The following is a 26,099-nucleotide window of genomic DNA, read 5'->3' on the forward strand; positions in this document are numbered from 1 at the left end:
CTAAAGACGTGCCTTGCCACCGTAACCGACAAGTTCGAGAAAACCGCGGCCGCCGTCCACGCTGACTGCGCCTTCCCAATAAATGGGGCCACCGGTCGGCCGCGAGTCCAGCTCCTGGTCGTCGAACAGCGGGCGCAGCGTCATGTGCCGCACACCGGCCGGTGTCTTGATCGAGACCTCGGTCTCCACGGGATACATCGCGCCCGTGCGTGGCGAGCGCCAACGTCGCCGTGCCTCGAACGTCACGTCTCCGGGCCCAAGGATCAGCAGCGACCCATCGCCGCCGCGCACGCTGCCCCCGGTCCAGACCACGCCGCCCTGCGCATCGCGCACGCGGAACACCGTTATCGCGCTGCCATCGTCCATATTGAGCCCCGCCCAGTCCCAGCCGACTGCCCGCGTATTGAGCAGGCTCGATGACCACTCGCGATCCAGCCATGCCTCGCCGCGCACCATTTCCGCGTGGCCGGCGCGTGTCAGTCGGCCTGTGACGGCGAGGTGCGGAATGCTGAAATACGCACTCGCCTCTTCCGGCCCCTTGCGGCTGTAGCCCCGGTCGCCCTGCAACAACGGCGCCTGCGTCGGCGACATGTGCAGGTCGAGCGTGAACGCGTCCGAGCCTGCATGCGCGGCGAATGCGCCATCCTTGTCGCGCACGAGACGCCAGTCGTCGATGGTGACGTCGGTATCGCCGATCGCCGCCTCGGCCAGGCCGAATCCTTCGCGCGCCATCCGCTGCCCGTGTTGGAGGTGACCGACCGCAGGGTCGCCCAGTGCGACGTGCGCCACGATCAACTGCCGCGGCGCAAAGCGACTTGGATTGCCGTCGTCAAACGGAAGGCGCGAGCGAAAGAAGGTGACCTGGAAGCCGACCGGTCCCGTGGTGGTCTGCAACCAACCGGTCACGTACCACCATTCCGTCTTGTAATCCGGATGGGCGCCGTGATCGCGAGGCAACACGAGCGGATCGTGCGGTGAAACGGCCGGATACGTCACGCGGTCGTCGGCGAAGCCGGCGCCCGCCATCGTGAGCAACCAGGGCAACGCGAGTGCAGCCAGCTTGCGCATCACCAATCCTCCCTCACCGCCTGCACCGCATTGGCGGAGAACGCGCTACGCCCCACAATCAGCGCCGTGCCCGACGTGGCGACGACGAGCCCGGCCACCGCCGAACAAAGCAGTGTCCAGGGCAGCATCGTGTCCATCGTCCAGTGAAACGACTGGGGATTCACCACGTGGATCAGCACCTGGCTCATGGCCGCACCAAGCGCCACACCGGCAATGCCACCCACGAGTCCGAGCAATGCACCCTCCGTGACCAGCATGAGGGCGAGTTCGCGGCGTGTGGCCCCGACGTGACGGAGCATGCCGAACTCGCGAATGCGCGACAGGACCTGCGCGCCGATGGTCGCCGCCACGCCGGCAAGACCCACCGCAATGGCAATGGCTTCGAGCAGATAGGTAATAAGGAAACTGCGATCGAACGCCTTGAGCGCCTGACGACGAATGTCCTGCGGCCGGCTCACCGTAGCGCTCGCATACGCCGGTCCCGCCGCAGCACGCAGCCGCGCGATCACGTCGGTGGCTTGCGCCCCAGGCGCGAGCACGACGGCCACGCCGGTGCGCGCGCCATCCCCGGTAAGCCGTGTATACGCGGCATCATCGATGACGATGGCACCGTGCTGGCGTGCGTAATCGCGCCATATGCCTGCCACTGTCACCATCGGCGCACCCGGCAACGGCAAGGTCAAGCGTTGGCCTGGCCGCCAGCCGTAGATGCGCGACGCTGGCTCCGAGACCCATACGGGAATCTGCCCTTCGGGCACCGCAGCCGGTCTACCCATCAGCGCCAGATGCTTCTCCGTCCCGGCCATCACCCGCGCGCGCAGCACCACGGGCGGGTGTTGCTTGTCGAACTGCAACGGCGTTTCCTTCAGTACGTCGAACGATGCCACGCCCGGTACGCGGCGCATGCGGGCCTGCGCGTCGGCGTCGAATCCACCCGTCGGACCGTTCTCCGCCGACACGTAGATGTCGGCTCGCAGCACATCGTCCAGCCAATGCTCGACCGATCCGCGAAAGCTGGTGACCATGATAGCCATCGCGACGGTCAACGCCGTGGACGCCACGATGCCCGACAATGCCACGGAGGCCTGCGACGGCGCTCCCCAGAGCCGCTCGGTCGCCAGGCGAAACGGCAGATTGCGGAACGGCGCAAGACGCAGCGGCGCCACGAGCGCGCGGGCGAGCGACGGCATGAGCATCACGCCGCCGGCCAGGAGAAGCGCCATCGCCACATAGCCGAAGACCGCGATGCCACCCACCGCCGGAAGGAAGGACACCAGCAGCGCGCCACCCAACAGGGCCAGGGCGGGCCATGAACGTTGGCGTCGCCGCGGATCGCCCATGTCTCCCGCCTGCTTGATCGCGACGCCCGGTGCGAGTCGCGCAGCGGCCGACGCGGGAACGATGCTACCCAGCACTGCCGCGGCGACCCCCAATGCAGCGAAGCTCGCCGCAGCCCACGGCGCGAAGACCAGCGTCGGCGCATCGCCCATGAAATAGCCGCCTCCCAGATCGCCGCCCAACAGCTTCAACGCCAGTGCGGCGAGCGCGATGCCCAGTCCGATGCCCGCCGCCGCGCCGAAGGAGCCCAGCACGAGCGCCTCGGTGAGCACCTGGGCCAGTACCTTGCGGCGTTCCATGCCCAACACGCGAAGCAGCGCGAACTGCGCATGACGACGCGCGACGGAGAGCGACTGGGCGGAATAAACGAGGAACCCGCCCGTCAACAACGCAATGAGGGCGAGCATGTCCAGGTTCACGCGATAGGCGGCCGACAGGCCCTCGTTACGACTCCGATCGCTTGCCGCATCGGCCACCATCGCATCGGCCGGCAGCAACGCTTCGATCGATCGGCGCGCTTCGACGGCGTTCGTGCCGGGCAATAGATGAATGTCCAATCGATGCAGACGCCCGAGCGATCCGAATCGCCATTGTGCGGCGGCAATGTCGACGAGCACGGAGGCACGTCCGTCCGTCGAGGGGATCTCACCGGCGATACGTACAGACCACGTGTGTCCATTCGCGTCGAGCCGCAGGCGATCGCCCACCCGGCGTCCGGTTGCCGACAGCACTGCTGAGGAAACGCGGACGGCACGCCCTACGAGAAAATCGCCGAACGCGTCGGCGCCGGCGCCGTTATCCGCGTCCTGGACGGGTGCAGCGCCCAGCCAGCGAAAGATGTCCACGCCGTCGATCGAGACCGGTGTCTTGCCTTCGGCGACGCCGGCCAGCGCGACCACCGGCGACACGCGCATACCGGGCAGGCGCGCAATGCGTGGGTAGAGGTTTTCGTCGAATCCGAATGCACTCGCCGAGCGCACGGTGAGGTCCGCGCTGCCGTTGGCTGCGTGCATCGCCTTGTCGAACTCACCGAGTGCTGAGGCGTTCACGAGATGCACCGCAAAACCAAGCGCAACGCCGAGTGCGATTGCCAATACCGCCGTGAAGAACCGCCCGGGATACGCGCGCCACTCGCTTGCGATGAGCCAGCGGCGCACCACGGGAAGCACCTGCCACTCAGCCACGTTGAACCAGCCCCGTCGGTGTAAGCACGAGCTCGCGATCGGCCGCTGCGGCGGCGACGCGCGAGTGGGTTACCAGCACGACGGCGGCCCCCGTGTCGCGCACGCGCTCGACAAACAAGGCCAGCGTACGCGCCGCCGTGTCCGGATCGAGGTTGCCCGTGGGCTCGTCGGCCAGGATCAGCCCCGGCCCATGAACGAGCGCACGTGCCACGGCCACCCGTTGCAGTTCGCCACCGGACAGTTCGCGCGGATAGGCATCGCCACGTCCTCCCAGGCCGACCGAGGCCAGCATCGTCTCCGCTGCATGCAACGCCTCCTGCGGATCCCGCCCTTGCAGAGCGAGTGGAAGCGCGACGTTATGGGCGAGGTCCAAGTGCGGTAGGACGTGGAACGCCTGGAAAACAAAACCAATATGGTCGCGCCGCAATCGCGTGCGACCGTCGTCATCGAGGCTGGCGATGTTCGTGCCGTCTATCGACACCGTGCCGGCATCTGGCGAATCGAGCCCCGCGATGAGATTCAACAGCGTGGACTTGCCCGCGCCGGACTCGCCCGTCACCGCGACGAACTCGCCTGCCGCGAGCGCAAGATCGATCCCCTCGAAGAGCGTCCTTCCGCCAGGCACAGACTTGACCAGGCCAGCGACGTTCAACATCAGGGTGACTCCATGGCAAACGGAGCGAGCAGTCTAACCCGCAGCTTGGCGAGCGCTATGCCGGCGCGCGGCGCGCCGCTATGCAAATTACGCCCCGCTATGCGCAAGCACGTGTTCCGCACCGCTTTGCGTCAACGCCCCGCTTGCCGGTGGGAGCCAGCCTGCTGGCGATGGGAAACTTGTCTCGCTGCTACATCGCTTCGTTGGCCTTTCGCCAGCAGGCTGGCTCCCACCTTGCTGTGCTGGCTTCTCACCGCCGTCGCGTTCACGCAATTAAACGCGGCCAGAATGAGCGCCTTCACCTTGGTGAAGACACCGTCAATTGAACGCGATCCCGCGCCAGCTCGTGGCACCATCGCGCCTTTCGATGCGAGAAGACGCCTATGGCGGATCACATTCCCATCCACGATACCGGCCCTATGCCCATGATTTACGAAGGGCTCGATAAGGAGGCGGGTAGCATTTTCTTTGCGGCGGTTTCCACTACGCGGATGCCGATGATCGTTACGGACCCGAAGCTCGCCGACAATCCAATCGTCTTTGCAAACCCCGCGTTTCTGCGCATGACCGGCTACACGTACGACGAGTTGCTTGGGCGGAACTGTCGTCTTCTGCAAGGGCCGGCAACCGACCAGGCAACCATTACCGCGGTGCGCGATGCGGTGGCCGCCGAGCGCGAGATCGCCACGGAAATCCTGAACTACAGAAAGGACGGTTCCACGTTCTGGAACGCGCTGTTCGTGTCGCCTGTGTACGACAGGAACGGCAACGTCATCTATTTCTTCGCCTCGCAGTTGGACATCAGCCGTCGCCGCGACGCGGAAGAAGCCTTGCGTCAGGCGCAGAAGATGGAGGCTCTTGGGCAACTGACCGGCGGCGTGGCGCACGACTTCAACAATCTCCTGCAGATCATGATGGGCTACGTCGAGGTCATCGAAGCCGGTCTCAGCCGGCCACAGATCGACACCGCGCGGCTGCTAGGTCTCGCGGGCCGCACCCGCGGCGCCATCCAACGCGCTTCCAAGCTCACGTCGCAGCTTCTGGCCTTCTCACGCAAGCAAAGCTTGCAGGGCCGCGTGCTCAATCCGAACGACGTCATTCGCAATCTCCAAGAGATGCTCGTACGCGCACTGGGGGCGGACGTTCGCCTCGATCTGCGCTTGGCGGCAGAGGTGCGCAACGCGCGTCTCGACCCGACCCAGATCGAAGTGGCGCTGCTCAACATCGCTTTGAACGCGCGCGATGCCATGGTGGGTTCGCCGGAAAAGACGCTCATCGTGCGCACGCGCAACGCGGCAACCGACGAGATTGCCAGCCAGGGCGACCTGGCGGGTCGCGGCAGCGACTTCATTGCCATCGACGTCGTCGACACCGGCAGCGGCATGCCGCCGGAAGTCCTCGCCCACGTGCTGAACCCCTTCTTCACCACCAAGGAGGAAGGCAAGGGCACCGGGCTGGGCTTGTCTATGGTCTACGGCTTCGTCCGCCAATCGGGCGGCACCGTCGCTATCCAGTCGGCGCTGCAACAAGGCACCACGGTGACGCTCTACTTCCCGGTCACCGAGGCTCCCGCCGACCAGGACACCGGACAGAGCCAACGCGCTGCCCGCACAGCGGGGCGACGCGGGCATGAGCGGGTCCTCGTGGTGGACGATCGAGCGGATCTCGCGGACATCGCCAAGACCATGCTGGAAAGTCATGGCTATGACGTGGTGGCGCTCACCGATGCCCAGGAAGCCCTGGCGGTGCTCGAACGGGACGGCAACTTCGCCCTGCTCTTCAGCGACGTGGTGATGCCAGGGAACCTGAATGGTGTCGCGTTGGCCCGCCGCGCGCAGGCCCTCCGGCCGGATCTCAAGGTCTTGCTGACCACCGGTTACGCGGAGTCGTCCATCGAACGGACCGACGCGCGCGGCACGGCCTACGACGTCATCGACAAGCCGTATGCCATGGTGGACCTGCTGCGCAAGGTTCGCATCGTGCTCGAAGGCCCGAACGGCATCAGTTGAGTCCTTCGGCCGCGCAGGTGCATCCGATTCGCCCTGGCGAACGTATACACCTGCAAGACCGGCAAAGGATTCCCCATGAAGCAGACTGCGACGCCCTCTCCTGCTACCGGCCGCTCCAGCCGGTATGGCCTGGGGAGGCTGCGCCTGTGGTTCGACGGGAGCGCCGACGTCGCCGCGGGAGACGAGCGGCGGATCGACTGGCTGCGCGCGGTACCGTTCATCGCCATGCATGTGGCCTGCCTGGCGGTGATCTGGGTGGGAGTGTCCACCGTCGCGGTCGTCGTGGCGTGCCTGCTCTACGCCGTACGCATGTTCGCGATCACCGGCTTTTACCATCGCTACTTCTCGCACCGCGCATTCCGCACGTCGCGTGCGGTGCAGTTCGTGTTTGCCGTGATCGGTGCCGCTTGCGTCCAGCGCGGCCCGCTATGGTGGGCAGCCCACCATCGGCACCACCATATTCACGCCGACACGCCGCTCGACCCGCATTCGCCCTCCGTGCGCGGTTTCCTGTGGAGCCACGTCGGCTGGTTCCTGACGCCGGCGGCCTTTCGGACGGATCTGGACCGCGTGCCCGACCTGCGAACGTTTCCGGAACTGCGCTGGCTCGATCGCTACGATGTCGTCGTGCCCCTGATCCTGGCCGTTGTCCTGTATGCGCTGGGCGCAGGCCTGCATCGCTACGTGCCTTCGTGGCACACCGACGGTCCGCAGATGCTCGTCTGGGGCTTCTTCATTTCCACCATCGTGCTGTTCCACGCCACCGTCACCATCAACTCGCTGGCCCATCGCTTCGGACGTCGACGCTTCCCGACGCGCGACGACAGCCGCAACAACCTTTGGCTGGCGCTCATCACCTTCGGCGAAGGCTGGCATAACAACCACCATTACTATCCCGGCTCGGCGCGTCAGGGCTTTCGCTGGTGGGAGATCGACCTGACCTGGTACGGCCTGAAGGCCATGGAAGCGTTGGGTCTCGTCTGGGAACTCAAGCGCGTACCCGCGTGGATACACGCCAAGGCGAGGTACTGACCATGCGTGTCGCCGTCATCGGCTCCGGTATCGCGGGCCTGGCTACTGCCTGGATGCTCCGCAACGAACACGAGGTCACGCTGTTCGAGGCGAACGACTATCTCGGCGGCCATACCCATACGCACGACATCGCGCTCGATGGGCAGTCCTATCGGGTGGACACGGGCTTCATCGTGCACAACCGCGCCCACTATCCGCTCCTGCACGGGCTGTTCGACGAACTGGGCGTCGCCTCACGGCCCACGACGATGAGCTTTTCGGTGCGCCACGCCGGCACGGGCCTCGAGTACAACGCCGCCACGCTCGATACACTGTTTTGTCAGCGTCGCAATCTGGTCTCGCCGCGCTTTCTTGGCATGGTGCGCGATCTTCTGCGGTTCTACCGCGAGGCGCCCGCGCTTCTCGACCTCACCTCGCCTGGCCCCAGCCTCGGCGATTATCTTGCCGAGCACCGTTACGGCGAAGCCTTCCGCGATGAGCACCTGGTCCCGATGGCGTCGGCGCTGTGGTCGTCACCGGCCCACGCCATCCTCCACTTTCCCGCGCGGTACCTCGTCCAGTTCATGGCCAATCACCAGATGTTGCAGGTGGAGAAGCGCCCGCAATGGCTGGTGGTGGACGGTGGCTCCTCGACTTACATACAGGCCATGCGACGCCAATGGCAGGTCGACGAGCGGTTGTCCTGCCCCGTCTGGGCCGTGACCCGGCATCCGCAGCATGTCGTCATCACCTCGCTGCATGGTCAGGAAAGCTTCGACCACGTGGTGCTGGCCTGCCACAGCGACCAGGCACTCGGGCTGCTCGCTGATCCGTCGGACCAGGAGCGCGAGATCCTGGGTGCCATTCCCTACCAGACCAACGACGTCGTGCTGCACACCGACGCCCGCGTCCTGCCGCGTCAACACAAGGCCTGGGCGGCGTGGAACGCGCGGATTCCTGCGGGACCCAGCGAAGCATGCACGGTCAGCTACTGCATGAACATCCTCCAGGGCATCGCCTCGCCGCGCCCCTTCATCGTGAGCCTCAACCTCGCGGCGTGCATCGATCCGGTGCATATCCTCCGTCGCATGTCGTATGCGCATCCGGTCTACACCGCCGACAGCGTCGCGGCGCAGGCGCGAAAGCACGAAATCCAGGGACAGCGGCGTACCTGGTTCGCCGGTGCGTACTGGGGATGGGGCTTCCATGAAGATGGCATGCGCAGCGCGGTCGAGGTCGCCTCCGCACTGTCGGATCAGAGCACGACCACGACACAGTGCACGTCGCATCGTGGAGTGAGCGCATGAGCTTCGCCAGCGCCATTTACGAGGGCCGCGTGGTGCATCGTCGCCATAAGCCGACCCAGCACGCCTTCAGCTACCGCATGGCGCAGATCTACCTCGATCTCGACGAAGTAGACGACGTGTTCCGTTCACGCTGGTTCTGGTCGGTGAATCGACCGAACCTCGCAGAGTGGCGGCGTACCGATTTCATGGCGCCACACGACAGGCCACTGGCCGAGGTCGTCCGCCAGAAGGTGGAAGCCCAGACAGGGAAACGCCCGGAAGGCCCGGTGCGGATGCTCGGGCATCTCCGCTACGGCGGCTACGTGTTCAATCCGGTCACCTTTTATTACTGCTACGCCGCGGACGGCGAAACGCTCGAAGCGATTGTCGCGGAGATCACCAATACGCCCTGGCGCGAACGCCACGCCTACGTGCTGCCGGTGGATCGCGCCGACGCCCATGGGCGCGCCATGAGCTGGGCCTTCGACAAGCGTTTCCATGTCTCGCCGTTCATGGCGATGGCACGTCGCTACGACTGGCGCTTCACCGCGCCAGCGGACGATCTCCGCGTGCACATGAAAGTGCACGACGCCGACACCTGCGAATTCGACGCCACGCTGGCGCTTCAACGCCAACCGCTGACCGGCCCCGCCCTCGCCCGCCTGCTGTGGCGCTACCCGCTCATGACGATGCAGGTCATCGGCGCGATCCACTGGCAGGCACTGCGCCTGTGGGCGAAGCGTACGCCCGTCCACGATCACCCACCCGAAGCCGCTTCCCTCCCCGAGGCGCGCGCACCAGGAACCGCGCCGTGAACGAACTCACCAGGACTCCCTCCCTACCCTTGCGCACGCCCGCGGCTCCCGCGTTGGACCGCTGGCTCCGCAACCGCCTGATCGACCGACTGGACGGACTCCGTCATGGCAGCTTGCTGCTGCGCGATGCATTCGGAGAACGGGAACTGGGCGATGCCGATCCCGCGTGGCCGTGTATCGAGCTGGTGGTTTCCGATCTCCGTTTCTACCGCTCGCTCGCCACGCATGGCAGTGTCGGTGCAGCAGATGCCTATATCGAAGGCCACTGGCACTGCAACGACATCGTCGGGCTCGTGCGCCTGCTGGTACGCAACCGCGACCTGCTCGATGCCATGGAGAGTGGCGCTGCCCGCCTTGGCGGCGCGGCCATGCGCCTGTGGCATGCCTTCCGCGAGAACACACGATCCGGTAGCCGCCGCAACATCGCCGCGCATTACGACCTGGGCAACCCGTTCTTCGCGTTGTTCCTCTCGCGCGATCTCATGTATTCGTCCGCTCTCTGGTGCGACGAGACGGACAGCCTCGACCAGGCATCCACCCGCAAGCTGGACGTGATCTGCGCCAAGCTCGACCTGAAGCCCGGCATGCGCGTCATGGAGATCGGCACGGGCTGGGGCGGCTTTGCGATCCACGCCGCACGTCACTACGGTTGCCACGTCACCACCACCACGATCTCCAAGGAACAGCACCAGCTGGCAACCCAGCGCGTTGCCGAGGCGGGGTTGCAGGATCGCATCGAGCTGCTGCTGCGCGACTACCGGGACCTCGACGGCACCTACGATCGCGTGGTGTCCATCGAGATGATCGAGGCCATCGGCGCTCGCTACATGGAGACCTATTTCGCGAAGATCGGTGCGCTGCTGTCCGCCGACGGCGTGGCGCTGGTGCAGGCCATCACCATCGAAGACCACCGCTACGCACAGGCCCTTGCCTCGGTAGATTTCATCAAGCGCCACGTCTTCCCGGGAAGCTTCATTCCGTCCATCGCCGCCATGCTGACGGCGAAGACGCGTGCCAGCGATCTCGCGCTGGTACACCTGGAAGACTTCGGGCTCTCCTACGCGCATACGCTGCATGCGTGGCGCGAGCGCTTTCTTGCACACCTCGACGACGTGCGCCGGCAAGGCTTCGACGAACGCTTCATGCGCTTGTGGGACTTCTATCTCGCGTACTGCGAAGGCGGCTTCCTCGAACGCTCCATCGGCGTATCGCACCTCCTGCTCGCCAAGCCGGGCGCTCGGCCCGCGCTCGGGCGTTGGACGGCCAACGCCGAAGGACGGCCGGTATGACCGTGAACGTGCGGAGGCGCCCATGAACCACGTGCTGCAACTGGGCATCCTCGCGTGCGTCATGCTCGCGCTGATGACCGCAGGTTGGGTCTGGCAGCGCCGGCACCGGAACGCCGGCATCGTGGACGTGCTCTGGGCAGCAGGCCTGGGCATGTCGGCGCTGTGGATGGCAGCGACGGGCTCGGGGGGATGGCTGCCTCGTCTCCTCGTGGCGACCCTTGGTGCGGCGTGGTCGGTGCGCCTCGCGTTGCATCTTTGGCAGCGTGTGCGCGATGAAGAAGAAGATGGTCGCTATCGCTACCTTCGTTCGCACTGGAAGGGGCATCAAGGGAAGTTCCTCGCCTTCTTCCTCGCCCAGGCCGCACTCGTCTTGCTTTTCTCTCTTCCGTTCATGGCAGTGGCGGAAAACCCCACCCAGACGCTCAACGGCTGGGCCGTGCTCGGCGTGATCGTCTGGGTGGGGAGCGTCGCCGGGGAAGCCATCGCGGATGGCCAGCTGGCGCGCTATCGCAGGCAGCCCGAGAGCCGGACGCGTACGTATCGCGGCGGCCTGTGGCATTACTCCCGCCACCCAAACTACTTCTTCGAGTGGCTGCACTGGTTCAGCTACGTGGCACTGGCCGTCGGGTCGCCACTGGCGTGGCTCGCCTGGCTCGGCCCCGTGGTGATGTTGGGCTTCCTCCGCTGGCTGAGCGGTATTCCATTTACGGAAGCGCAGGCGCTGCGCTCGCGCGGCGAAGACTACCGTGACTATCAGCGCAGCACGCCCATGCTTTTCCCCTGGTTTCCCAAACCCGTCAAGGACTCCCATGAACACGACGCTCGCTGACGAAAGCGCGTTGGCGCCGGATCGCGCTGCGCCGGGCCTGTTGGGGCTCGCCGAGCGCGGCCTGCTGCCCGACGCCCTCATCCGCGCCGGCATCCGCCGGTTATGCGAGCAGCGGCTCGCCGAATGCAATCGTGGCGATGCAGAGGCCCGGCAATATCGCCACCGCATGCTCATCGAGCAACTGCGAAGCGCACCCGTAGCGGTGCATACGGACGCCGCGAACGCGCAGCACTACGAAGTGCCTACCGCATTCTTCCAGCATTGCCTCGGTCCGCGCCTCAAGTATTCCGCCTGCTACTTCACTGACCCTTCCGCCACGTTGGAACAGGCCGAGAATACGATGCTCGAACTGTATGCGCAGCGCGCAGGGCTCGCGGACGGACAGGACATCCTCGAACTCGGCTGCGGATGGGGCTCGCTCTCGCTGTGGATGGCCGAGCGTTATCCGAATGCACGCATCACTGCCGTCTCCAACTCGGCTTCGCAGCGCCAACACATCGAGGCCGAATGCCTGCGCCGACGGTTGTTAAATCTGCGCGTCATCACTTGCGACATCAACACGCTCGCCCTCCCGGTCGAGGCATTCGACCGCTGCGTCTCGGTGGAGATGTTCGAGCATGTGCGCAATCACCGCGCGCTCATGGCGCGCATCGCATCCTGGCTGCGTCCTGGTGGCGCCTTGTTCGTCCACATCTTCGCCCACCGCCAAGCGGCCTATCTCTTCGATACCGAGGGTACCGACAACTGGATGGGCAGGCACTTCTTCACCGGCGGCATGATGCCGGCCACGGACACGCTGCTGTGGTTCCAGGAGCACCTGCGCATCGAGGACCAATGGCTCGTGGATGGCACGCATTACCAACGCACGGCCAATGCCTGGCTTCGCAATCAGGACGAACGACGCGACGAGGTGATGACCACGCTGACCGGCGCATACGGGTCGGCGGAACTCGCGCGGCTCTGGTTCCAGCGCTGGCGCATCTTCTGGATGTCATGCGCCGAATTGTTCGGCTACGCCCATGGGCAGGAATGGCTCGTGGCTCACTACCGCTTCGTACGAGGCGATTGATGGAGATGCCCATGAGAACCCTTGTTCGCCGTCTTGGCGGTGCGCTGCTCGTCGCGTGGCCCTTGCTCGGGTGCTCCACGCAACGCCCGGCGCCGGTGCCCCGCGCGTCCCATGTGGACGTCCCACGTTACATGGGCGATTGGTACGTCATCGCGTCCATTCCCACACCCTACGAGGAAAGTGCGGTCAATGCCGTGGAATCCTACAAGCTGCTGCACAACGGCAAGATCGAGACGTCGTTCCGGTACCGCAAAGAGACGCCGGCCGGTCACCTGAAGACGATGAGCGCCACCGGCTATGTGCGTCCCGATACGAACGGTGCCATCTGGGGTATGCAGTTCGTCTGGCCGATCAAGGCGCAGTATGTGATCTCATGGGTCGATGCCGACTATCACACCGTGATCGTGGCTCGTGACAAGCGCGACTACGTATGGATCATGGCGCGCAGCCCCACGATGCCCGACCCGCAGTACCAGCAACTGGTGGATCGCGTGGCCGCGATGGGCTACGACGTGAAGCAGTTGCGCAAAGTGCCCCAGCATTGGCCCGAGCCACCGACACAGGCACGGTAACGACACGACGAATGCCGCTATGATGCGTTCCGACCCGACTTACCAGAAAGTCATCCCGATCGAGGCCCATCGGCGCGTGTCTCATTCCGCTTCCCAGGCCAACGACGATCCCGCCTACTGGGCGGGACAGATGGCCGCCGTCGCAGCGAACCGCGACGTCGACTGTTTCATGCGTCTGTTCGCCCATTTCGGACCGCGCCTCCAGCGCTATCTCGTCGGCCTCGGCGTGGCCGCGCCACAGGCCGAGGAACTGGTGCAGGAAGCCATGCTTCGGGTATGGCGGCGTGCAAGCCTATTCGACCCCGGCCGGGCGAACGTATCCACCTGGCTGTTCCGCATCGCGCGCAATCTCTACATCGACAGCATTCGCGGCGAGCCGCATTGGCTCCCCATCCAGGACGGCCTCGACTGGCTCGATCAACGCACCGACGACGATGCGAACAGCACGGAGTGGTTCGCGGACGGCGTGGGTCTGGAGCGCGCGATCGACGAACTGCCGCCGCAGCAGGCCCGGGTGATCCGGATGTCCTATTTCGAAGCAAAGAGCCACAGCGAAATCGCCCAGGAGCTTGGGCAACCGCTGGGCTCGGTCAAGTCCAACCTGCGTCGTGCCTTTGCGAAGCTGCAGGCAGGCCTGAGAAAAACACCATGAAGCCGCACCATCATCTCGACGCCGCCACCTTGATGAGCTACTCCGCAGGCGCGATGCCCGCTGCGTTCGCTGCGGTGGTGTCGGCACACCTCAGCGTCTGCTCGACCTGCCGCGACCATCTGCTCGACGCCGACGCCATCGGCGGCCAATTGCTGAGCCAGCAAGAAGGCATGCCCTTGTCCGATGACGCTCGCGAGCGCTTGCTGGCACGCCTGGGCGAGGAGGACATTCCTGCACCCCGTCCGTCTCCGGCCCGCCCCGTGGCCCATGACCCGGATGACCTGCCGATGCCGTTGTGGCCCTACTTCGGGCGCTCGTACCGCGACCTGCCGTGGAAGTGGATCGGGCCCGGCATCCACCACATCCGGGCGCGCGGCGTGGACGACGGGCACCTCATGCTGCTGCGCGTGGCCCCCGGTCGCAGCTTGCCCATGCATACGCACGGCAAGAACGAGCTGACGATGATCCTGCGCGGTGCCTACGACGATTCCCTCGGTCACTTCGCGCCGGGCGACGTCGCGGACCTCGACAGCGACATCGAGCATCAGCCTGTCACGGCGCCCGGCGTTCCCTGCGTATGTGTGGCGGCAACCGATGCACCGCTACGCTTCTCGGGCTGGCTGGCCCGCTCGCTGCAACCGCTGTTCAAGTTGTAGCAGCACCGCGCTGGTTCACCGCGCGCGGCGCTCGTCGCCCGTCCTTACCTGACGCCCACGGCGTCCAGGTAGCCCGTAATACGCCCATGCGCGCTGGACCCGAGAATCGCGCCGACATAGCCGTCGGGCCGTACGAGGAACCAGTCGCCCGCCTGCGGTTCATAGGCATGGGCGAACGATCCCTCGGTGTCGCGAAGCTCACCGCGCGAACCGATGGTATGCACGTGCAGATCGGACCTCGGCGCAGGTGCGGATTCGCTCTCGTAGCAGAACACGGTCCAGTGGATGCCGTGCAGCCGTTCGAACAGGTGCACCGCGTTTCCCGATGCATCGACGAATGCCGCCCCTGGCGCGCGGTCGCCGGCTCGTAGGCCAGCCTTACGCGGCGGATCCTCCAGGTTCAGAGGCGAATCGGGATAACCCAGATCGAGTTGCTGCGCGTCGCGTCCTCGCCGCATGTCGCCACGCCTTGCCGCATCGAGCAGACGAGTCGACAAGCCGAGCATGTCGGCGGCGACAGGACGCCGCTCCGCTTCGTAGCTGTCGATGAGTGCATCCGGTGCACCGTTCAGCACGGCCGCCAGCTTCCAACCAAGGTTGTAGGCATCCTGGATGCTCGTATTGAGTCCTTGACCGCCCGTTGGTGGATGCGTATGCGCGGCGTCGCCGAGCAACAGCACGCGGCCCGCACGGTAGCGCTCCGCCAGACGTGCGTTCATGTCGTAGACGGATGCCCACACGACGTCATGAACGATCAGCTCGGCATGCCCGCTGCGCTCGGCGATGAAGCGCGACAGACCTTCGGGCGAGGTATCCACGTCAACGTCGAACGGCACTGGCGCCTGCAACTGGACCAAGCCCGTTCCCTGCAACGGGCACAACGACAACTGCCTCGCCATGTCGCCGTCATGAAAGCGATGCCAGAACGTGTCGTCGAGGCCGCTCATCGACAGGTCTGCTACAACAGCGCGCACGCCCAGCGTCTTGCCCGGAAAACCAATGCCGACGTGGTGCCTGATGGTGCTCCGCCCACCGTCCGCCCCCAGCAGGTACGTGCATGACACGGATTCGGTGCCCGCGGCAGAACGCAGTGACGCGTTCACCGACTCACCGTGCTCCACCGCATCGAGTTCGGTAACCCATTCCACATGGCAGCCGAACGCTGCCAGTCGGTCCATCAGCGCTTGTTCGGTCCGGTACTGCACCACCATCCAGGGCTCGCCATACGGCTCCGCCTCCGTCGGCGGCGCACGGTGGATGCCTTCCTCGGTGATGCTTCCGTCATCGGCATGAATCATCTGCGGCGGGTAACGCCCGCCCGCGGCCAGCACATGGTCCAACACACCGAGGTCGTCGAATATCTCCAGTGTGCGCGGCTGGATGCCCTTACCCCTCGATGCGAGAAACGGTCCCGAGCGGCGGTCGATGAGGCGTACCGACACCCCGCGACGAACAAGTTCCAGGGCGGCGGTGAGTCCGGCCGGACCGGCACCGCATATCAAAACGAAGATCGGTGGCATCGCACGTTCTCCAATATGTGTATATTGCACACATTGAAGGCTACGCCTGCACACAACTATATGCAAGATACACACAATAAGGCGACGCTACGCCAGCTGCATACGGCGCTCATCCGCATCGTGGGTGTGATGAACCGGCCCCAGCGCGACGAACAGCTCATCGCAGCGGCGGGGATCTCGCTCGACCGCGCGCTGTTTCCCCTGCTCGTTCTCGTCGATCGCTTCGGGCCGATCGGCGTCGGCGAACTGGCCGATCGCGTAGGACGCGACTACACGACGGTGAGCCGGCAGGTTGCCAAGCTCGATGCGCTGGGGCTCGTGCAACGGCAGCCGGCCGCGCACGACAGGCGCATCTCCGAAGCCACGATCACCGCGCAAGGTCAGCGCATGAATCGGGCGATCGATACCGCGCGCGAGCGCATCGCACAAGCGACGTTCAGCACGTGGAGTAGCAAGGACGTCGAAACCGCGGCCCAGCTCATGTCACGGCTGGCTGACGACCTCGATCCACCGAACACGTAACGGCAGACACGGCTCGGCGAAATCGCGGCCCATGATCGGGATTTTCCCGATACGGGCCGCCGCGGCGTGTCGCGATAGTGACCCCCGAGGGACGCCGCAGGCGTACCCGTCAGTCCACGGCATACACCGCTGGACACACCGCACACATCACTCGGGTGATCACACCAAAGGACATGCTGCCATGACCGTTACGGCAAATCGACTCATTATTTTCGGGGACAGTCTTTCGGATATCGGCGTCAAGCGAGACACGCTGACCGGACAGTTCGCTTCGCTCTTCGGCTTGATGCGCACCAATCAGGTGAAGCGCTTCAGTGACAACCGCAACTGGACGGACTTCATCTGGGAATGGGCCGGCGGCCAGCCGTTGATCACGGTGGATCGGTCCACGTCGCTGGCTGCTGCTGCCCCGCATTTGACATGGAGTGAAAACAGCAAACAAGGCTCGCCCACCACGAGCCCGCTCTACTATGCCAACTACGCCGAAGGTGGCGCGATGGGCGGGTCGGATCGCTGGGGCACCGGGCTCGGCACGTTCAAGGAACAGTTCGATCGCTACAAGAAGGATGTCGACGCATACAAGAAGAATCATCCTCAGCTTCCGGGCGAAGGTCTGTACCTGATCTGGTTCGGCCTCAATGACTTGGTCACCAATAGTCGCAACATGGACGACATGGCCGCTGTGGCGCGTGAAATGAGCGATATCTGTCGGCAGATTCTTGCGCTCGATCCCCGAGCACACTTCCTGTTCGGCAACCTCCCTGACCCAAAGGATGCGGTGCGCTACTACGGGCAGGAAGCAAGAGATAAGGTCACCAAATTTACGACCGGGTCACTCAATTTTGGCAACGAGCTGAAGGCGCAGATCAATAAAGTGTCAGCCGCACTTCCGGCTTTCGTTGTGGATCTCTTCACGCCGATGTACCACGTCTGCAGAAACCTCAATTCCTATGGCTTCGTCCAGAAGGCGCAACCGAAGGGCATCGAGGTCCGCTATGGCGCGCCGCCGCGGAACCAGCTCGACGCCTTCTGCACCACGACCAGCGACGAAGCGCATCCCACCGAGGAGGTCTACAAGGTGATCGCGCAGATCTGGGCGGATGAGATCAAGAAAAATTTCGACCTTGGCACGCTGTCACAGGCGGCCGAAGCCCATTTCAAGGTCCAGGGCTCGAACTGAAGCCTTTGCACGCGGTGCCGCCGGCCGGGAGCGGTCGGCGGCGGCGGGAATGGGTCGGGGCGCTATAATCGTCTTTTCCCTGTCATGACGATTAACATGCTGCGAAGCGATCAGGTCCTCGTCACCGTTGGCACCGCGTGCACCCTTTCCGCCGTGGGCTCGACGGAAACCTATCAGGCGCTGGTGGCGCGTTCTCCCGATTTTTTGCCACTGGCCGCCTTCGATGCCGGCCTCGTCTCGCTTGATCCGCACGCCGAAAACGCGGCAGACGGCATGCGCTGGGCGTCGGGCGAGCAAGTGGGCGAACCGGCCACGCTGGCGGATCTCGAGCGATTGCACGGCGCCGAGCTGCGTGCCAATAGCGGTATCCGCCATGTCGCTCAGGTCGCCGACCATGCGCCGCGTGCCGTGACCGACATCGCCGCGCCCCTGCCGCACGATCTGGAGGCAGGTGGCCTGCGCCGGCTTGCCGGTATCCGTTTCGAAGACATACGCGCATCCAGCCTCAAGGACATGCACGGCCTGTTTCAGGACGAGCCCTTGCTGAGTCCGTCTTTGCAGGCACAGTTGTTCGTGTATGGCGCGCTGGGTGCCCTGGCCGGCCTGCCCCGACCGTTGTCGGAACTGGTGCCCAATCCGTTCGGCTTCCGCGTCGCCTCCGCCACCGCCTTCGGCGGCCACGACGCATTGGGCCAGTGGCTGCGCCCCGATGCGCCGCAGCCTGCCGGTGGTATCCCGAAAGACACCTTTGCGGTCCGGCTGTCGCACTCCCTCGGTTCGCACGGTCCTGCGCTCGTCTCGACGATGCTTGCACCGTCTTACAGCATCAGCCGCGTGCTTAAGAATCCGGAACTGCGCGAATCGCTGCGTTCCGACGAGATCGGTTTCATGCGCGTTCCGCAGGCGCCGTCTACCGCTGTTGGGGCCTGCGCATCCAGCCTCGTCGCACTGGCCGACATCGCGCCGCAATTGCTGTTCGATTACCCCGGTTTCCAGAAACCGAAGATGGTGTTGCTGACTGCCGCCGATGCGGCACTCCAGCCCGGCTACGGCATCCTCGAAGCCTTCGGTGGCGGGGCCTTGATGACCGGCGCCAAGCTGGCGGCAAAAAACGAAGCGCATGCGGGTGAGCCGGAGCGCACCGCCCACGACGCACTCGCGCCGTTCGACACCGATGCCGACGGTACGGTGGTCGGCCACGGTGGCTCCGGGCTGCTTGTGACGACGCTCGACTTCGCGCTGCGCAACCATCTCGACATCACCTCGATCATCGTGGGCTGGGGCCAGAGTGCCGAGGCCGGTGGCAAGGCGCATTTCGCAGGCGTCGGTTTCGGTGGGGAAAACGCCCTGGTGCAGGCGATGGAAATGGCCTATCAGGGCCACGGTTATGCCATCGGTGACTTCCACTACCTCGCCGCCCATGCCACCGGCACGCGCACCAACTCCAAGACCGACCTCGGCACCGCACTCGCAGGTCTGCAGGGCGCAGCGCAACGCCAGGGTCATACGGGCGAATTGCCCAAGCTTTTCGTCGGGGCACACAAGGCGGTGGGCGACGGCCACACCATGGGCGAAACCGGCCTGAAGGCGTTGTCGCAGGCCGTGCAATTCGTGCTTGGTCGCCCTGCCCCCGGCGTGCCCAGCCTGCGTCGCCTCGACCCGGATCTCGCCGAAGTCGGTTCGCACTTCCACCTACAGGCCGAACCGACACCGGGACACGCCGACGGGGGCGCCATCTGCGTCACTCAGGGCTTTGGTGGCTACAACGGCGCGGTGGCCTTGCGTTCTGCGACGCCGGAGGCTTTCGCCCGCTACGCGTGCGATGCCGATGTACTGGCTGCGTATCTCGACGCCTGGCCGCGCATCCGGGCAGAGCGCGAAACGCGTGAACGTGTGGCCCGCCGCAGCCCGAAGCTGGCGTTGGCCATGGCCGAGCGCCATCGCTGGACGGGGCTCGACTGAGCCCCGCTTCCACCTCAGAACATCATCTCGGGAGCCGCCATGGCGGCGAGAAGCCAACGAAGCGGTGTAGCACCGAGGCGGGTCCCCATCGCCATCAGGATGGCTCCCACCGACGGGTTCCGATCGCCTCCATGGCGGCGCGCAAGCCCTAGCCTCATCGCGGATGTGCGTCGCCGCCATGACGGCGCCCACACACAACGCGGCCCTGACGACCTAAGCGGGGAAAACGGGCGGCATGGCTTTGCCGATCGACGGCCGGGCAAAAAGAAAACCCTGCTGGAGCACGACGCCAAGGTCGAGCAACGCGGAACACTCGGCGATCGTCTCGACGCCTTCTGCGATGACCTTGATATCGAGGTCGTCGCACAGACGCATCATGTGCGACACGATGCGCTGGCGAACGTGATCGCCGCCGATGTCTCGAACCAGTCCGATGTCGAGCTTCACGATGTCGGGCTGGAAATCGGCAAGAAGATTCAGCCCCGCATAGCCCGCCCCAAAATCGTCGATGGCGGTGAGGAAGCCACGGGCGTGGTAAGTCCGCAGGATCGACAGCAGGTGTGCCTGGTCGGTGATTCGCTCGTGCTCCGTCACCTCGAAGATGATGTCGGATAGCGGCCACTTCACACGCTCGGCAGCCGCAAGTGTGGCGCGCAGGCAGTGCTCGGGGTTGTACACCGCGTTCGGCAAAAAATTGATCGACACCAGCGCTGGAAGCTCGGAGTCCACCGCGCATTCCAGTGCCTTGACACGACATGCCTGATCGAACGCGTACTGGTTCTCGGGATGGACCGATGCGAGCACGTCGGCCGCCGACGATCCGTCGGTACCGCGCACCAGCGCTTCGTGCGCGAAGACGCGCCTGGCCGACAGGTCCAGGATCGGCTGAAACGCCATGGTGATGGTGCCTTCAAAAGCCATGCCGTTACGGCACGCTCCGCATGAGTGTTGCTGTGCCATGACTTCCCTCGCAGCTCGCTATCCTATCGGCCGAAGGTAAAGCGACTTGAACAACGAAACGTGAAGATCGACCGTCACGCCTGCTTTAGCCTCGGCCAGCGCCAGGCCGTCACGATGGTGAAGAGGCTGAGCGCGATCTCGATCACTCCGAACATTACGTAGAAAGGCGCCGCGCCCGGCAGGGTCATCACGATGATGACCGCATAAACTACGCCGAGGACGATGTTTCCCCAGCGGCACCACGCGGCGGGAAGCGCCATGGAGCCAAACACCATCAGTGCGGGGATGGCCATCATCACGCTCACGCCAATGAGCAGGGAATTCGTGGTCGGCCCCATCGGCCCGAAGTTTCCAGCAAGCATGTTGCGCAGGTGGTCCGGGACGAAAAGTCCGAAGTAATCACCGTAGACATAGCAGAACATCAACGATGTCCAGAGACCGGCCAGGCGCAACCTCACGGGTACCTTGATGTCTTCGAGCATAGTTCGGCCACATCCTCTCTTCGGAAACGTCACTGTACGATGGCGAAGGAAGAACGACTCGGACCTGGCTCTCCCTTTCGGATTTTCGACATCATGCACCAACGATCGCACGCCGCAAGGGCTGCGCGAGGAACGCCAAGTTCGCGAGGGAACGCCCGATCAGGGTGCGGGGCGTATCACCGCGGCAGGAAAAAGCTTGCCTTGAAAGGCGCGGATGACCGTTCCGACGATGATCGCGGCCAGCACGAGGTTCGTCGCCACGAAAAGCACGGGCGCAAGCTGCGGAATGGCGCCGGTAAGGCCACGCGAGGTCATGGTGAGGGCCGTGCCCGAGAGCGCCGTCACACCGAAGGTAAACGCCCAGTACGCAGGGCTGAACGGCTGCTCGGCGATCCACGGGATCAGCCGCGCCAACAGCAGGAACTGGAACATGCCGTACCCCCAGGTGGCCTGCACCAGCAGCGCCGGCTCACCGCTGGTATTGGCGAGCCACGCCGCGACAGCCACCACAGGCGGGGCGAGTTGGATACCCAAGGTCGGTCGGAGCGGCAGCGGAAGCGGCTGCGCGTGGAACAAGCGATTGACGATCACCGATTCCAACGCAAGCCAGGCAAACACTCCCGCGCCAAAGAACAGCACACCCCACGATGGATAGCCCAAGGTGCCTGCCGCAATGGCCGTGATGAAATTCCCGGCGACCGAAGGCAGGTAGATCACCGGCGTCACCGTCGTCACCTCGCGACCGCCCTGCAACATGCCGCCCAACCGCCAGATGCTGAAGAGCACGTGGCCTACCCCGCCGACCGCCAGCGCGACCATCGCAAGTCCATGCGCATGCGGCGCAAGCACCACCGCCATCAGGGCCGTTGTCGCCGGCGCCAAGCCGATGAAGCAGCACTGCACGGGATGCGTCGCCTCCTCGACCGCTGCGTCGCGATGAAGACACCACTTCAACGTGTAAGACGCACTTACCAGCAGCCACACCACGAACGCCACGGCCATGATGGTCTCGCCGATAGCAGGCGACACACCCCAAAGGCGCGTCGCCAGACGCCAATTACCGCCCAGCCCAACGAGGCCGAGGACCATGCCGAAGAACGACGCGGGGATGGAGCGATAGAAGGGCATTGAGTGGCCGAGGAGGACAAGGACGCCGGCACTGTGCGATGCGCTGCGGACGCTGTCTTGAAGAACCCGGTGGCGAGGTATCGATAACCTGCCGTGTCCAAATGCGCATTCTGTCTGCGAGGCGCCCCACGATACTTTCGGCACGGTCCCCGAAGAGGCGCCTTTCGCATACTCGCGAGCATCGAGAGCGGCGCCGAGGGATACGTGCATGGACGAGAAGCAGCTCGGCCGACTAACCGGAGCGATCTATCTGATCGTTGTGGCGACCGGCTTGTTCAGCCTGATGTACGTCCCGGCTACGCTGGCGGGAGACGGTGCTCCGTCTGACAGACTAGGACGGTTATTGGCACACCCCGCACTTTACAACGCAGGCACCGCAGCGTTTATCGTCGAGCAAGCTGCCTTTTGCGTGCTGCCGATCATGTTCTACCGATGGCTGCGTCACGCAGGGCCATGGCATGCCGCCCTGATGGTCGTCCTGGCGCTGGCGAGCGTGCCTGTGTCTCTCGTTGCCGCCGCCTATCGCCTCGACGCGATCGGCTGGCTTACCGATACAAACCTGCTGTCCGAGGTTACAAGCGCAGAAAGCCGCACCCTGGCACAGGCGGCGTTGCATCATTGGGACCACGCCTTGCTCATCGCCAGCCTGTTTTGGGGACTGTGGCTCGCGCCGCTCGGTTATCTCATCGTCGTGTCGCTGATGATTCCACGACTGCTGGGCTATCTGCTGATGCTGGGAAGCCTCGGCTATGTCATCGACGTGTTCGGGCAACTCCTGTGGTCCGACTATGGCCGTTCGGCGCTCGCCGACTACGCCACATTACCCGCTGCGCTTGGCGAGCTGGGCACGTGCTTCTGGCTGCTGGCCGTTGGTGCGAAGCGCAGCAGCGTTGCCTCCATAGACCACGCCCGCGTGGCATGAGCATCGCGCCTCTCCGTGCGGCAAAGCGGGTCAAAGCAGCCGAATGCCCCACGGCCGCACCATCCAGGCGAACAGCACGAAGCAGACGATAGTGACCACGGCGCTCAATCCGAGCGAAGGCCAAAAGCCAAAGCGGTTGAGCAACCAGGGAAACAGCAAGAACATCGGCAGCGTAGGCACCACATACCAAAACGTATACCAGGCGTGGTTGGCAATCTTCTCCGCAGGCTGCTTTTCGATATAGAGCCACGTCAGCGCCAGCAGGGTGACCATCGGCAGCGACGCAATCAGCGCACCCAGGCGATCGCTCCGCTTGGCGACTTCCGAGACCAGCACGACCACTGCTGCGGTGATGGCGTATTTGGTGATGATCCAAGGCATGGGAATGGTCCGGCGAGTGAATGACGGTTACTGGAAAAACACGGCTAACCGAATGCCGAGTCGCACGACGTTCTTCGGCTCGACATCGCGGTGCGCTCGCGAACGGCGTTCGAAAACGGCCTCCTGGGCTGCCGCACCGAGCCGGCATAGTGCCCAATCGACGACGGATCGCAAACACCTACAAGGCCCGCCACGCGAGGGTAGGTTATGGTCCGGAGCACCATCCCCAAGGCACCCTCCATGGCAACGACCGAAACGGACCTCAACTACGACCGCCTGCTCCGTTCCAACCTGGAGCGGGTGTTCAACGAACGGGATGCTGAGCGTCGCGCCGCTGCGTTGGCGGAGCTTTACGTCGACGATCCGGTCATGTTCGAACCGGATGCTGTCGTCCGCGGGCGGGACGCCATTGGTGCGGTCGCAGGCAAGTTGCTCGAACAGTTCGGCCCGACCTTCACCTTCGTCCCTGAGGGCTCGGCCGTTGGGCATCACGGTCTCGCCGTTCTGCGTTGGCATGCCGGCCCGCAAGGTGGGCCGATCGCCGTCACCGGGGCCGATGCGGCCGAATTCGAAGGTGGCAGGATTGCCCGGCTCTGGGTGCTTCTCGATACGCCACCGACGGCATAAGCACCCCCGCCCCGCCGCGTGAACCGAAAGCCAGGTCAACGCATATAGGCAGCGAGTTCATCGGGCGTGCCGCGTGGAAAAGCGCTTCGAAGATGCTCCAGGAACGCCGACACGCGAGCGCTCAGTAATCGTCGCGTGGGGTACAGCGCCCACAAAGCGATCTCCGGCCCTTCGACGTCGCCCCAATGAACCAGTGTGCCGGCTGCGAGATCGTGGCTGACGAGTGACAGTGGCAGGCGCGCTGCGCCGACGCCCGTGCGAACCGCGTCGCGCACCATCACCAAGGACGACATGCTGAGCACCGGGGCGACGGTGAGGGTCGATGGGCCCGACGACATCGTCACGTTCCAGGTTTGCGCCGGCTGCATCGCCCCGCGCGTGACCGCGGGTACCGGCGAGCCATCCGCAGGACGTGCGAGATCGGGGCTTGCCACAACGACCAGTCGATCCCGAAGAAAGATCCGCCCGACGAGTGTGGCATCGGGTTCCGGGTTGACCCGGATGACCAGGTCATAGGCCTCTTCCACCATGTCCACGGCGCGATCGTCCGCCGTGATTTCCAGCCGCACATCGGGATAGCGAAGCGCAAACTCCGCCGCGAGCTTTCCCATGGCCGTCTGCGAAAACAGCAGCGGTGCGCTGATCCGTAAACGCCCACGGACGGTCTGACCGCCCGATGCAATCGCTGCCGCCGTCTCCTCCAGTTCAAGCAGGAGCATGCCCGCGCGTTCGAACAAGGCGCGCCCCTCTTCCGTGAGCTTGAGTGACCGCGCCCCTCGTTCGAACAAGCGCAGATCGAGGCTGGACTCCAGCTCGGCGACGCGTCGGGACAGCGTGGCCTTCGGGCGACCGGCCTCCCGGGCCGCCTTGCCGAACCCGCCGTGACGGGCCACCAGGGTGAAATCGGCCAGTGCGAGCAGATCCATGTGTTCCACCTGTGAGACGAAGCGTCCAATTCTAACGGCTATGCACACGAAATTGGATCAATAGCATAGGGGCTGTTCGCAACCCAACCCGGAGACATGCCATGACTATCCTCGTAACTGGTGCCACCGGCCGCGTCGGCCGCCACGTCGTCGACCAGCTCGTCCAGCGCGGCGCCAAGGTGCGCGTGCTGACCCGCGACCCGGCCAAGGCCAACGTACCGGCCGGTGTTGAAGTCGCCCAGGGCGACCTGCTCGACATCGATGCCGTGCGCAGCGCGTTCCAGGGCATACGCACCCTCTTCTTGCTCAATGCCGTGACGGGCGATGAATTCACCCAGGCGATCATCACCCTCAACCTCGCCCGCGAGGCCGGTGTGGAACGCGTGGTGTACCTCTCGGTGATCCATGCCGATCGCTTCGTCAACGTGCCGCACTTCGCGGTGAAGGCGGGTGCCGAGCGCATGCTGGAGCAGATGGGCTTCAGCGCAACCATCCTGCGCGCGAGCTACTTCATCGACAACGAACTGATGGTCAAGGACGCGATCCTGGGCCACGGCGTGTACCCGATGCCGATCGGAAGCAAGGGCGTCGCCATGGTCGATACGCGCGACATCGCCGAGGTGGCCGCGATCGAACTGATCCGTCGTGATCAGGCACCGGGCAAGCTGCCGCTCGAAACGATCAACCTCGTGGGCCCGGACACCCTGACCGGCACCGAAGTCGCCACGATCTGGACGGACCTGCTCGGCCGCACGATCGTCTACGGCGGCGACGATCCCAGCGGCTTCGAACAGACCGTGGCGAGCTTCCTGCCGAAATGGACGGCCTACGAGATGCGCTTGATGGCTGAGCGCTATGTCAGCGACGGCATGATCCCGGAAGCCGGCGACGTGGAACGGTTGGTCAAGCTTCTGGGCCGCCCGCTGCACAACTATCGCGACTTCGCTGCCGAGATCGTGCGTGCTGGTTGAGGGCGTGCCAGGCGATCGCCCCGGTCAGGGGTGGTCGTCGACAAGCCATGAATGACAAGCGGACAATGTCGCCTTCCGGAGGGAG

General features: G+C 64.7%; 25 protein-coding genes. 16 read left to right on the top strand and 9 right to left on the bottom strand.

The features are described 5' to 3' along the window. The 3 genes from BT115_RS03255 to BT115_RS03265 are packed head-to-tail and all read right to left on the bottom strand — an operon-like array spanning nucleotide 1 to nucleotide 4,245. Nucleotides 1-1,068: a lipocalin-like domain-containing protein gene (locus BT115_RS03255; protein ID WP_072321096.1), complete on the bottom strand. Its 1,068-nt coding sequence runs from the start codon at nucleotides 1,066-1,068 to the stop codon at nucleotides 1-3. Continuing rightward, complete coding sequence (locus BT115_RS03260) at nucleotides 1,068-3,590, bottom strand: FtsX-like permease family protein (RefSeq protein WP_072321097.1); 2,523 nt, start codon at nucleotides 3,588-3,590, stop codon at nucleotides 1,068-1,070. Before BT115_RS03260 ends, BT115_RS03255 begins: the two co-directional genes overlap by 1 nt. Continuing rightward, nucleotides 3,583-4,245, bottom strand: a complete 663-nt coding sequence (locus BT115_RS03265) for an ABC transporter ATP-binding protein (RefSeq protein ID WP_072321098.1) — start codon at nucleotides 4,243-4,245, stop codon at nucleotides 3,583-3,585. Before BT115_RS03265 ends, BT115_RS03260 begins: the two co-directional genes overlap by 8 nt. A gap of 419 nt (nucleotides 4,246-4,664) precedes the next feature. Here BT115_RS03265 and BT115_RS03270 point away from each other — a divergent pair, with 419 nt between their 5' ends. The 10 genes from BT115_RS03270 to BT115_RS03315 all read left to right on the top strand — a co-directional run bounded on the left by BT115_RS03270 (nucleotide 4,665) and on the right by BT115_RS03315 (nucleotide 14,433). Beyond that, nucleotides 4,665-6,254 (top strand): histidine kinase famiy protein, encoded by a 1,590-nt coding sequence (locus tag BT115_RS03270; protein WP_143144447.1) that lies wholly within the window; start codon nucleotides 4,665-4,667, stop codon nucleotides 6,252-6,254. Between the two features lie 138 nt (nucleotides 6,255-6,392). Continuing rightward, the gene (locus BT115_RS03275) at nucleotides 6,393-7,286 is read left to right on the top strand and encodes an acyl-CoA desaturase (protein WP_072322229.1); all 894 of its coding nucleotides are present in this window, start codon (nucleotides 6,393-6,395) and stop codon (nucleotides 7,284-7,286) included. A 2-nt stretch (nucleotides 7,287-7,288) separates the two neighbouring features. Beyond that, nucleotides 7,289-8,572, top strand: coding sequence for an NAD(P)/FAD-dependent oxidoreductase (locus BT115_RS03280; protein ID WP_072321099.1), 1,284 nt, complete (start codon nucleotides 7,289-7,291; stop codon nucleotides 8,570-8,572). Continuing rightward, on the top strand, nucleotides 8,569-9,366 hold the full coding sequence (locus tag BT115_RS03285) for a DUF1365 domain-containing protein (protein ID WP_072321100.1): 798 nt from the start codon (nucleotides 8,569-8,571) through the stop codon (nucleotides 9,364-9,366). The genes BT115_RS03280 and BT115_RS03285 overlap by 4 nt, the downstream gene beginning before the upstream one ends. Further along, a complete protein-coding gene (locus BT115_RS03290) occupies nucleotides 9,363-10,655 on the top strand; it encodes an SAM-dependent methyltransferase (protein WP_072321101.1) in 1,293 nt (430 codons plus the stop codon). The genes BT115_RS03285 and BT115_RS03290 overlap by 4 nt, the downstream gene beginning before the upstream one ends. Before the next feature lie 22 nt (nucleotides 10,656-10,677). Beyond that, complete coding sequence (locus BT115_RS03295; RefSeq protein WP_072321102.1) at nucleotides 10,678-11,484, top strand: DUF1295 domain-containing protein; 807 nt, start codon at nucleotides 10,678-10,680, stop codon at nucleotides 11,482-11,484. Next, nucleotides 11,465-12,553 carry an SAM-dependent methyltransferase gene (locus BT115_RS03300; RefSeq protein WP_072321103.1) on the top strand — a complete coding sequence of 363 codons (1,089 nt, stop codon included), beginning with the start codon at nucleotides 11,465-11,467 and terminating at the stop codon, nucleotides 12,551-12,553. The genes BT115_RS03295 and BT115_RS03300 overlap by 20 nt, the downstream gene beginning before the upstream one ends. Nucleotides 12,554-12,564: 11 nt before the next feature. After that, complete coding sequence (locus tag BT115_RS03305) at nucleotides 12,565-13,125, top strand: lipocalin family protein (protein WP_255369350.1); 561 nt, start codon at nucleotides 12,565-12,567, stop codon at nucleotides 13,123-13,125. 19 nt (nucleotides 13,126-13,144) lie between these two features. Next, a complete protein-coding gene (locus BT115_RS03310) occupies nucleotides 13,145-13,777 on the top strand; it encodes a sigma-70 family RNA polymerase sigma factor (protein WP_083527281.1) in 633 nt (210 codons plus the stop codon). Then, nucleotides 13,774-14,433, top strand: coding sequence for a ChrR family anti-sigma-E factor (locus BT115_RS03315; RefSeq protein ID WP_072321104.1), 660 nt, complete (start codon nucleotides 13,774-13,776; stop codon nucleotides 14,431-14,433). The genes BT115_RS03310 and BT115_RS03315 overlap by 4 nt, the downstream gene beginning before the upstream one ends. A gap of 44 nt (nucleotides 14,434-14,477) precedes the next feature. Here BT115_RS03315 and BT115_RS03320 read toward each other — a convergent pair whose 3' ends face one another. Beyond that, nucleotides 14,478-15,953, bottom strand: a complete 1,476-nt coding sequence (locus BT115_RS03320; RefSeq protein ID WP_072321105.1) for an FAD-dependent monooxygenase — start codon at nucleotides 15,951-15,953, stop codon at nucleotides 14,478-14,480. A 60-nt stretch (nucleotides 15,954-16,013) separates the two neighbouring features. Between BT115_RS03320 and BT115_RS03325 the strand changes: the two genes are divergently transcribed. The 3 genes from BT115_RS03325 to BT115_RS03335 all read left to right on the top strand — a co-directional run bounded on the left by BT115_RS03325 (nucleotide 16,014) and on the right by BT115_RS03335 (nucleotide 19,617). Further along, the gene (locus tag BT115_RS03325; protein ID WP_083527282.1) at nucleotides 16,014-16,475 is read left to right on the top strand and encodes a MarR family winged helix-turn-helix transcriptional regulator; all 462 of its coding nucleotides are present in this window, start codon (nucleotides 16,014-16,016) and stop codon (nucleotides 16,473-16,475) included. 181 nt (nucleotides 16,476-16,656) lie between these two features. Next, complete coding sequence (locus BT115_RS03330; RefSeq protein ID WP_072321107.1) at nucleotides 16,657-17,655, top strand: SGNH/GDSL hydrolase family protein; 999 nt, start codon at nucleotides 16,657-16,659, stop codon at nucleotides 17,653-17,655. 96 nt (nucleotides 17,656-17,751) lie between these two features. After that, nucleotides 17,752-19,617 carry a hypothetical protein gene (locus BT115_RS03335; protein ID WP_072321108.1) on the top strand — a complete coding sequence of 622 codons (1,866 nt, stop codon included), beginning with the start codon at nucleotides 17,752-17,754 and terminating at the stop codon, nucleotides 19,615-19,617. Nucleotides 19,618-19,830: 213 nt separating this feature from the next. On the opposite strand, the gene BT115_RS03340 is transcribed toward BT115_RS03335, so the two are convergent. From BT115_RS03340 to tehA, 3 genes are all read right to left on the bottom strand, one after another. Next, nucleotides 19,831-20,577, bottom strand: a complete 747-nt coding sequence (locus tag BT115_RS03340; protein WP_072321109.1) for an EAL domain-containing protein — start codon at nucleotides 20,575-20,577, stop codon at nucleotides 19,831-19,833. A gap of 74 nt (nucleotides 20,578-20,651) precedes the next feature. Next, nucleotides 20,652-21,059: a DUF6326 family protein gene (locus BT115_RS03345; protein ID WP_072321110.1), complete on the bottom strand. Its 408-nt coding sequence runs from the start codon at nucleotides 21,057-21,059 to the stop codon at nucleotides 20,652-20,654. A gap of 159 nt (nucleotides 21,060-21,218) precedes the next feature. Further along, on the bottom strand, nucleotides 21,219-22,187 hold the full coding sequence (gene tehA / locus BT115_RS03350) for a dicarboxylate transporter/tellurite-resistance protein TehA (protein ID WP_072321111.1): 969 nt from the start codon (nucleotides 22,185-22,187) through the stop codon (nucleotides 21,219-21,221). Between the two features lie 208 nt (nucleotides 22,188-22,395). Here tehA and BT115_RS03355 point away from each other — a divergent pair, with 208 nt between their 5' ends. Further along, on the top strand, nucleotides 22,396-23,109 hold the full coding sequence (locus tag BT115_RS03355) for a DUF4386 domain-containing protein (RefSeq protein WP_072321112.1): 714 nt from the start codon (nucleotides 22,396-22,398) through the stop codon (nucleotides 23,107-23,109). A 30-nt stretch (nucleotides 23,110-23,139) separates the two neighbouring features. On the opposite strand, the gene BT115_RS03360 is transcribed toward BT115_RS03355, so the two are convergent. Beyond that, a complete protein-coding gene (locus BT115_RS03360; protein WP_072321113.1) occupies nucleotides 23,140-23,490 on the bottom strand; it encodes a DUF3147 family protein in 351 nt (116 codons plus the stop codon). 240 nt (nucleotides 23,491-23,730) lie between these two features. Here BT115_RS03360 and BT115_RS03365 point away from each other — a divergent pair, with 240 nt between their 5' ends. Further along, on the top strand, nucleotides 23,731-24,117 hold the full coding sequence (locus BT115_RS03365) for a nuclear transport factor 2 family protein (protein ID WP_072321114.1): 387 nt from the start codon (nucleotides 23,731-23,733) through the stop codon (nucleotides 24,115-24,117). A 35-nt stretch (nucleotides 24,118-24,152) separates the two neighbouring features. Here the strand turns inward: BT115_RS03365 and BT115_RS03370 are convergent, their stop codons facing one another. After that, nucleotides 24,153-25,043 (bottom strand): LysR family transcriptional regulator, encoded by an 891-nt coding sequence (locus BT115_RS03370; RefSeq protein WP_072321115.1) that lies wholly within the window; start codon nucleotides 25,041-25,043, stop codon nucleotides 24,153-24,155. Between the two features lie 101 nt (nucleotides 25,044-25,144). Between BT115_RS03370 and BT115_RS03375 the strand changes: the two genes are divergently transcribed. After that, entirely contained in the window at nucleotides 25,145-26,014 is an 870-nt protein-coding gene (locus BT115_RS03375; RefSeq protein WP_072321116.1) for an SDR family oxidoreductase, read from the top strand. Nucleotides 26,015-26,099 lie beyond the last annotated feature (85 nt).

This window comes from Luteibacter sp. UNCMF366Tsu5.1 (genome assembly GCF_900119235.1).
Lineage (GTDB): Bacteria > Pseudomonadota > Gammaproteobacteria > Xanthomonadales > Rhodanobacteraceae > Luteibacter > Luteibacter flocculans.

What these genes read in the sequence shown, in the direction of transcription:
- BT115_RS03255 (WP_072321096.1), bottom strand. Translation starts at nt 1,068, where the DNA reads ATGCGCAAGCTGGCTGCACTCGCGTTGCCCTGGTTGCTCACGATGGCG.
- BT115_RS03265 (WP_072321098.1), bottom strand. Translation starts at nt 4,245, where the DNA reads ATGTTGAACGTCGCTGGCCTGGTCAAGTCTGTGCCTGGCGGAAGGACG.
- BT115_RS03270 (WP_143144447.1), top strand. Translation starts at nt 4,665, where the DNA reads ATGCCCATGATTTACGAAGGGCTCGATAAGGAGGCGGGTAGCATTTTC.
- BT115_RS03280 (WP_072321099.1), top strand. Translation starts at nt 7,289, where the DNA reads ATGCGTGTCGCCGTCATCGGCTCCGGTATCGCGGGCCTGGCTACTGCC.
- BT115_RS03285 (WP_072321100.1), top strand. Translation starts at nt 8,569, where the DNA reads ATGAGCTTCGCCAGCGCCATTTACGAGGGCCGCGTGGTGCATCGTCGC.
- BT115_RS03295 (WP_072321102.1), top strand. Translation starts at nt 10,678, where the DNA reads ATGAACCACGTGCTGCAACTGGGCATCCTCGCGTGCGTCATGCTCGCG.
- BT115_RS03300 (WP_072321103.1), top strand. Translation starts at nt 11,465, where the DNA reads ATGAACACGACGCTCGCTGACGAAAGCGCGTTGGCGCCGGATCGCGCT.
- BT115_RS03305 (WP_255369350.1), top strand. Translation starts at nt 12,565, where the DNA reads ATGAGAACCCTTGTTCGCCGTCTTGGCGGTGCGCTGCTCGTCGCGTGG.
- BT115_RS03310 (WP_083527281.1), top strand. Translation starts at nt 13,145, where the DNA reads ATGATGCGTTCCGACCCGACTTACCAGAAAGTCATCCCGATCGAGGCC.
- BT115_RS03315 (WP_072321104.1), top strand. Translation starts at nt 13,774, where the DNA reads ATGAAGCCGCACCATCATCTCGACGCCGCCACCTTGATGAGCTACTCC.
- BT115_RS03320 (WP_072321105.1), bottom strand. Translation starts at nt 15,953, where the DNA reads ATGCCACCGATCTTCGTTTTGATATGCGGTGCCGGTCCGGCCGGACTC.
- BT115_RS03325 (WP_083527282.1), top strand. Translation starts at nt 16,014, where the DNA reads ATGCAAGATACACACAATAAGGCGACGCTACGCCAGCTGCATACGGCG.
- BT115_RS03330 (WP_072321107.1), top strand. Translation starts at nt 16,657, where the DNA reads ATGACCGTTACGGCAAATCGACTCATTATTTTCGGGGACAGTCTTTCG.
- BT115_RS03335 (WP_072321108.1), top strand. Translation starts at nt 17,752, where the DNA reads ATGCTGCGAAGCGATCAGGTCCTCGTCACCGTTGGCACCGCGTGCACC.
- BT115_RS03340 (WP_072321109.1), bottom strand. Translation starts at nt 20,577, where the DNA reads ATGGCACAGCAACACTCATGCGGAGCGTGCCGTAACGGCATGGCTTTT.
- BT115_RS03345 (WP_072321110.1), bottom strand. Translation starts at nt 21,059, where the DNA reads ATGCTCGAAGACATCAAGGTACCCGTGAGGTTGCGCCTGGCCGGTCTC.
- tehA (WP_072321111.1), bottom strand. Translation starts at nt 22,187, where the DNA reads ATGCCCTTCTATCGCTCCATCCCCGCGTCGTTCTTCGGCATGGTCCTC.
- BT115_RS03355 (WP_072321112.1), top strand. Translation starts at nt 22,396, where the DNA reads ATGGACGAGAAGCAGCTCGGCCGACTAACCGGAGCGATCTATCTGATC.
- BT115_RS03360 (WP_072321113.1), bottom strand. Translation starts at nt 23,490, where the DNA reads ATGCCTTGGATCATCACCAAATACGCCATCACCGCAGCAGTGGTCGTG.
- BT115_RS03365 (WP_072321114.1), top strand. Translation starts at nt 23,731, where the DNA reads ATGGCAACGACCGAAACGGACCTCAACTACGACCGCCTGCTCCGTTCC.
- BT115_RS03370 (WP_072321115.1), bottom strand. Translation starts at nt 25,043, where the DNA reads ATGGATCTGCTCGCACTGGCCGATTTCACCCTGGTGGCCCGTCACGGC.
- BT115_RS03375 (WP_072321116.1), top strand. Translation starts at nt 25,145, where the DNA reads ATGACTATCCTCGTAACTGGTGCCACCGGCCGCGTCGGCCGCCACGTC.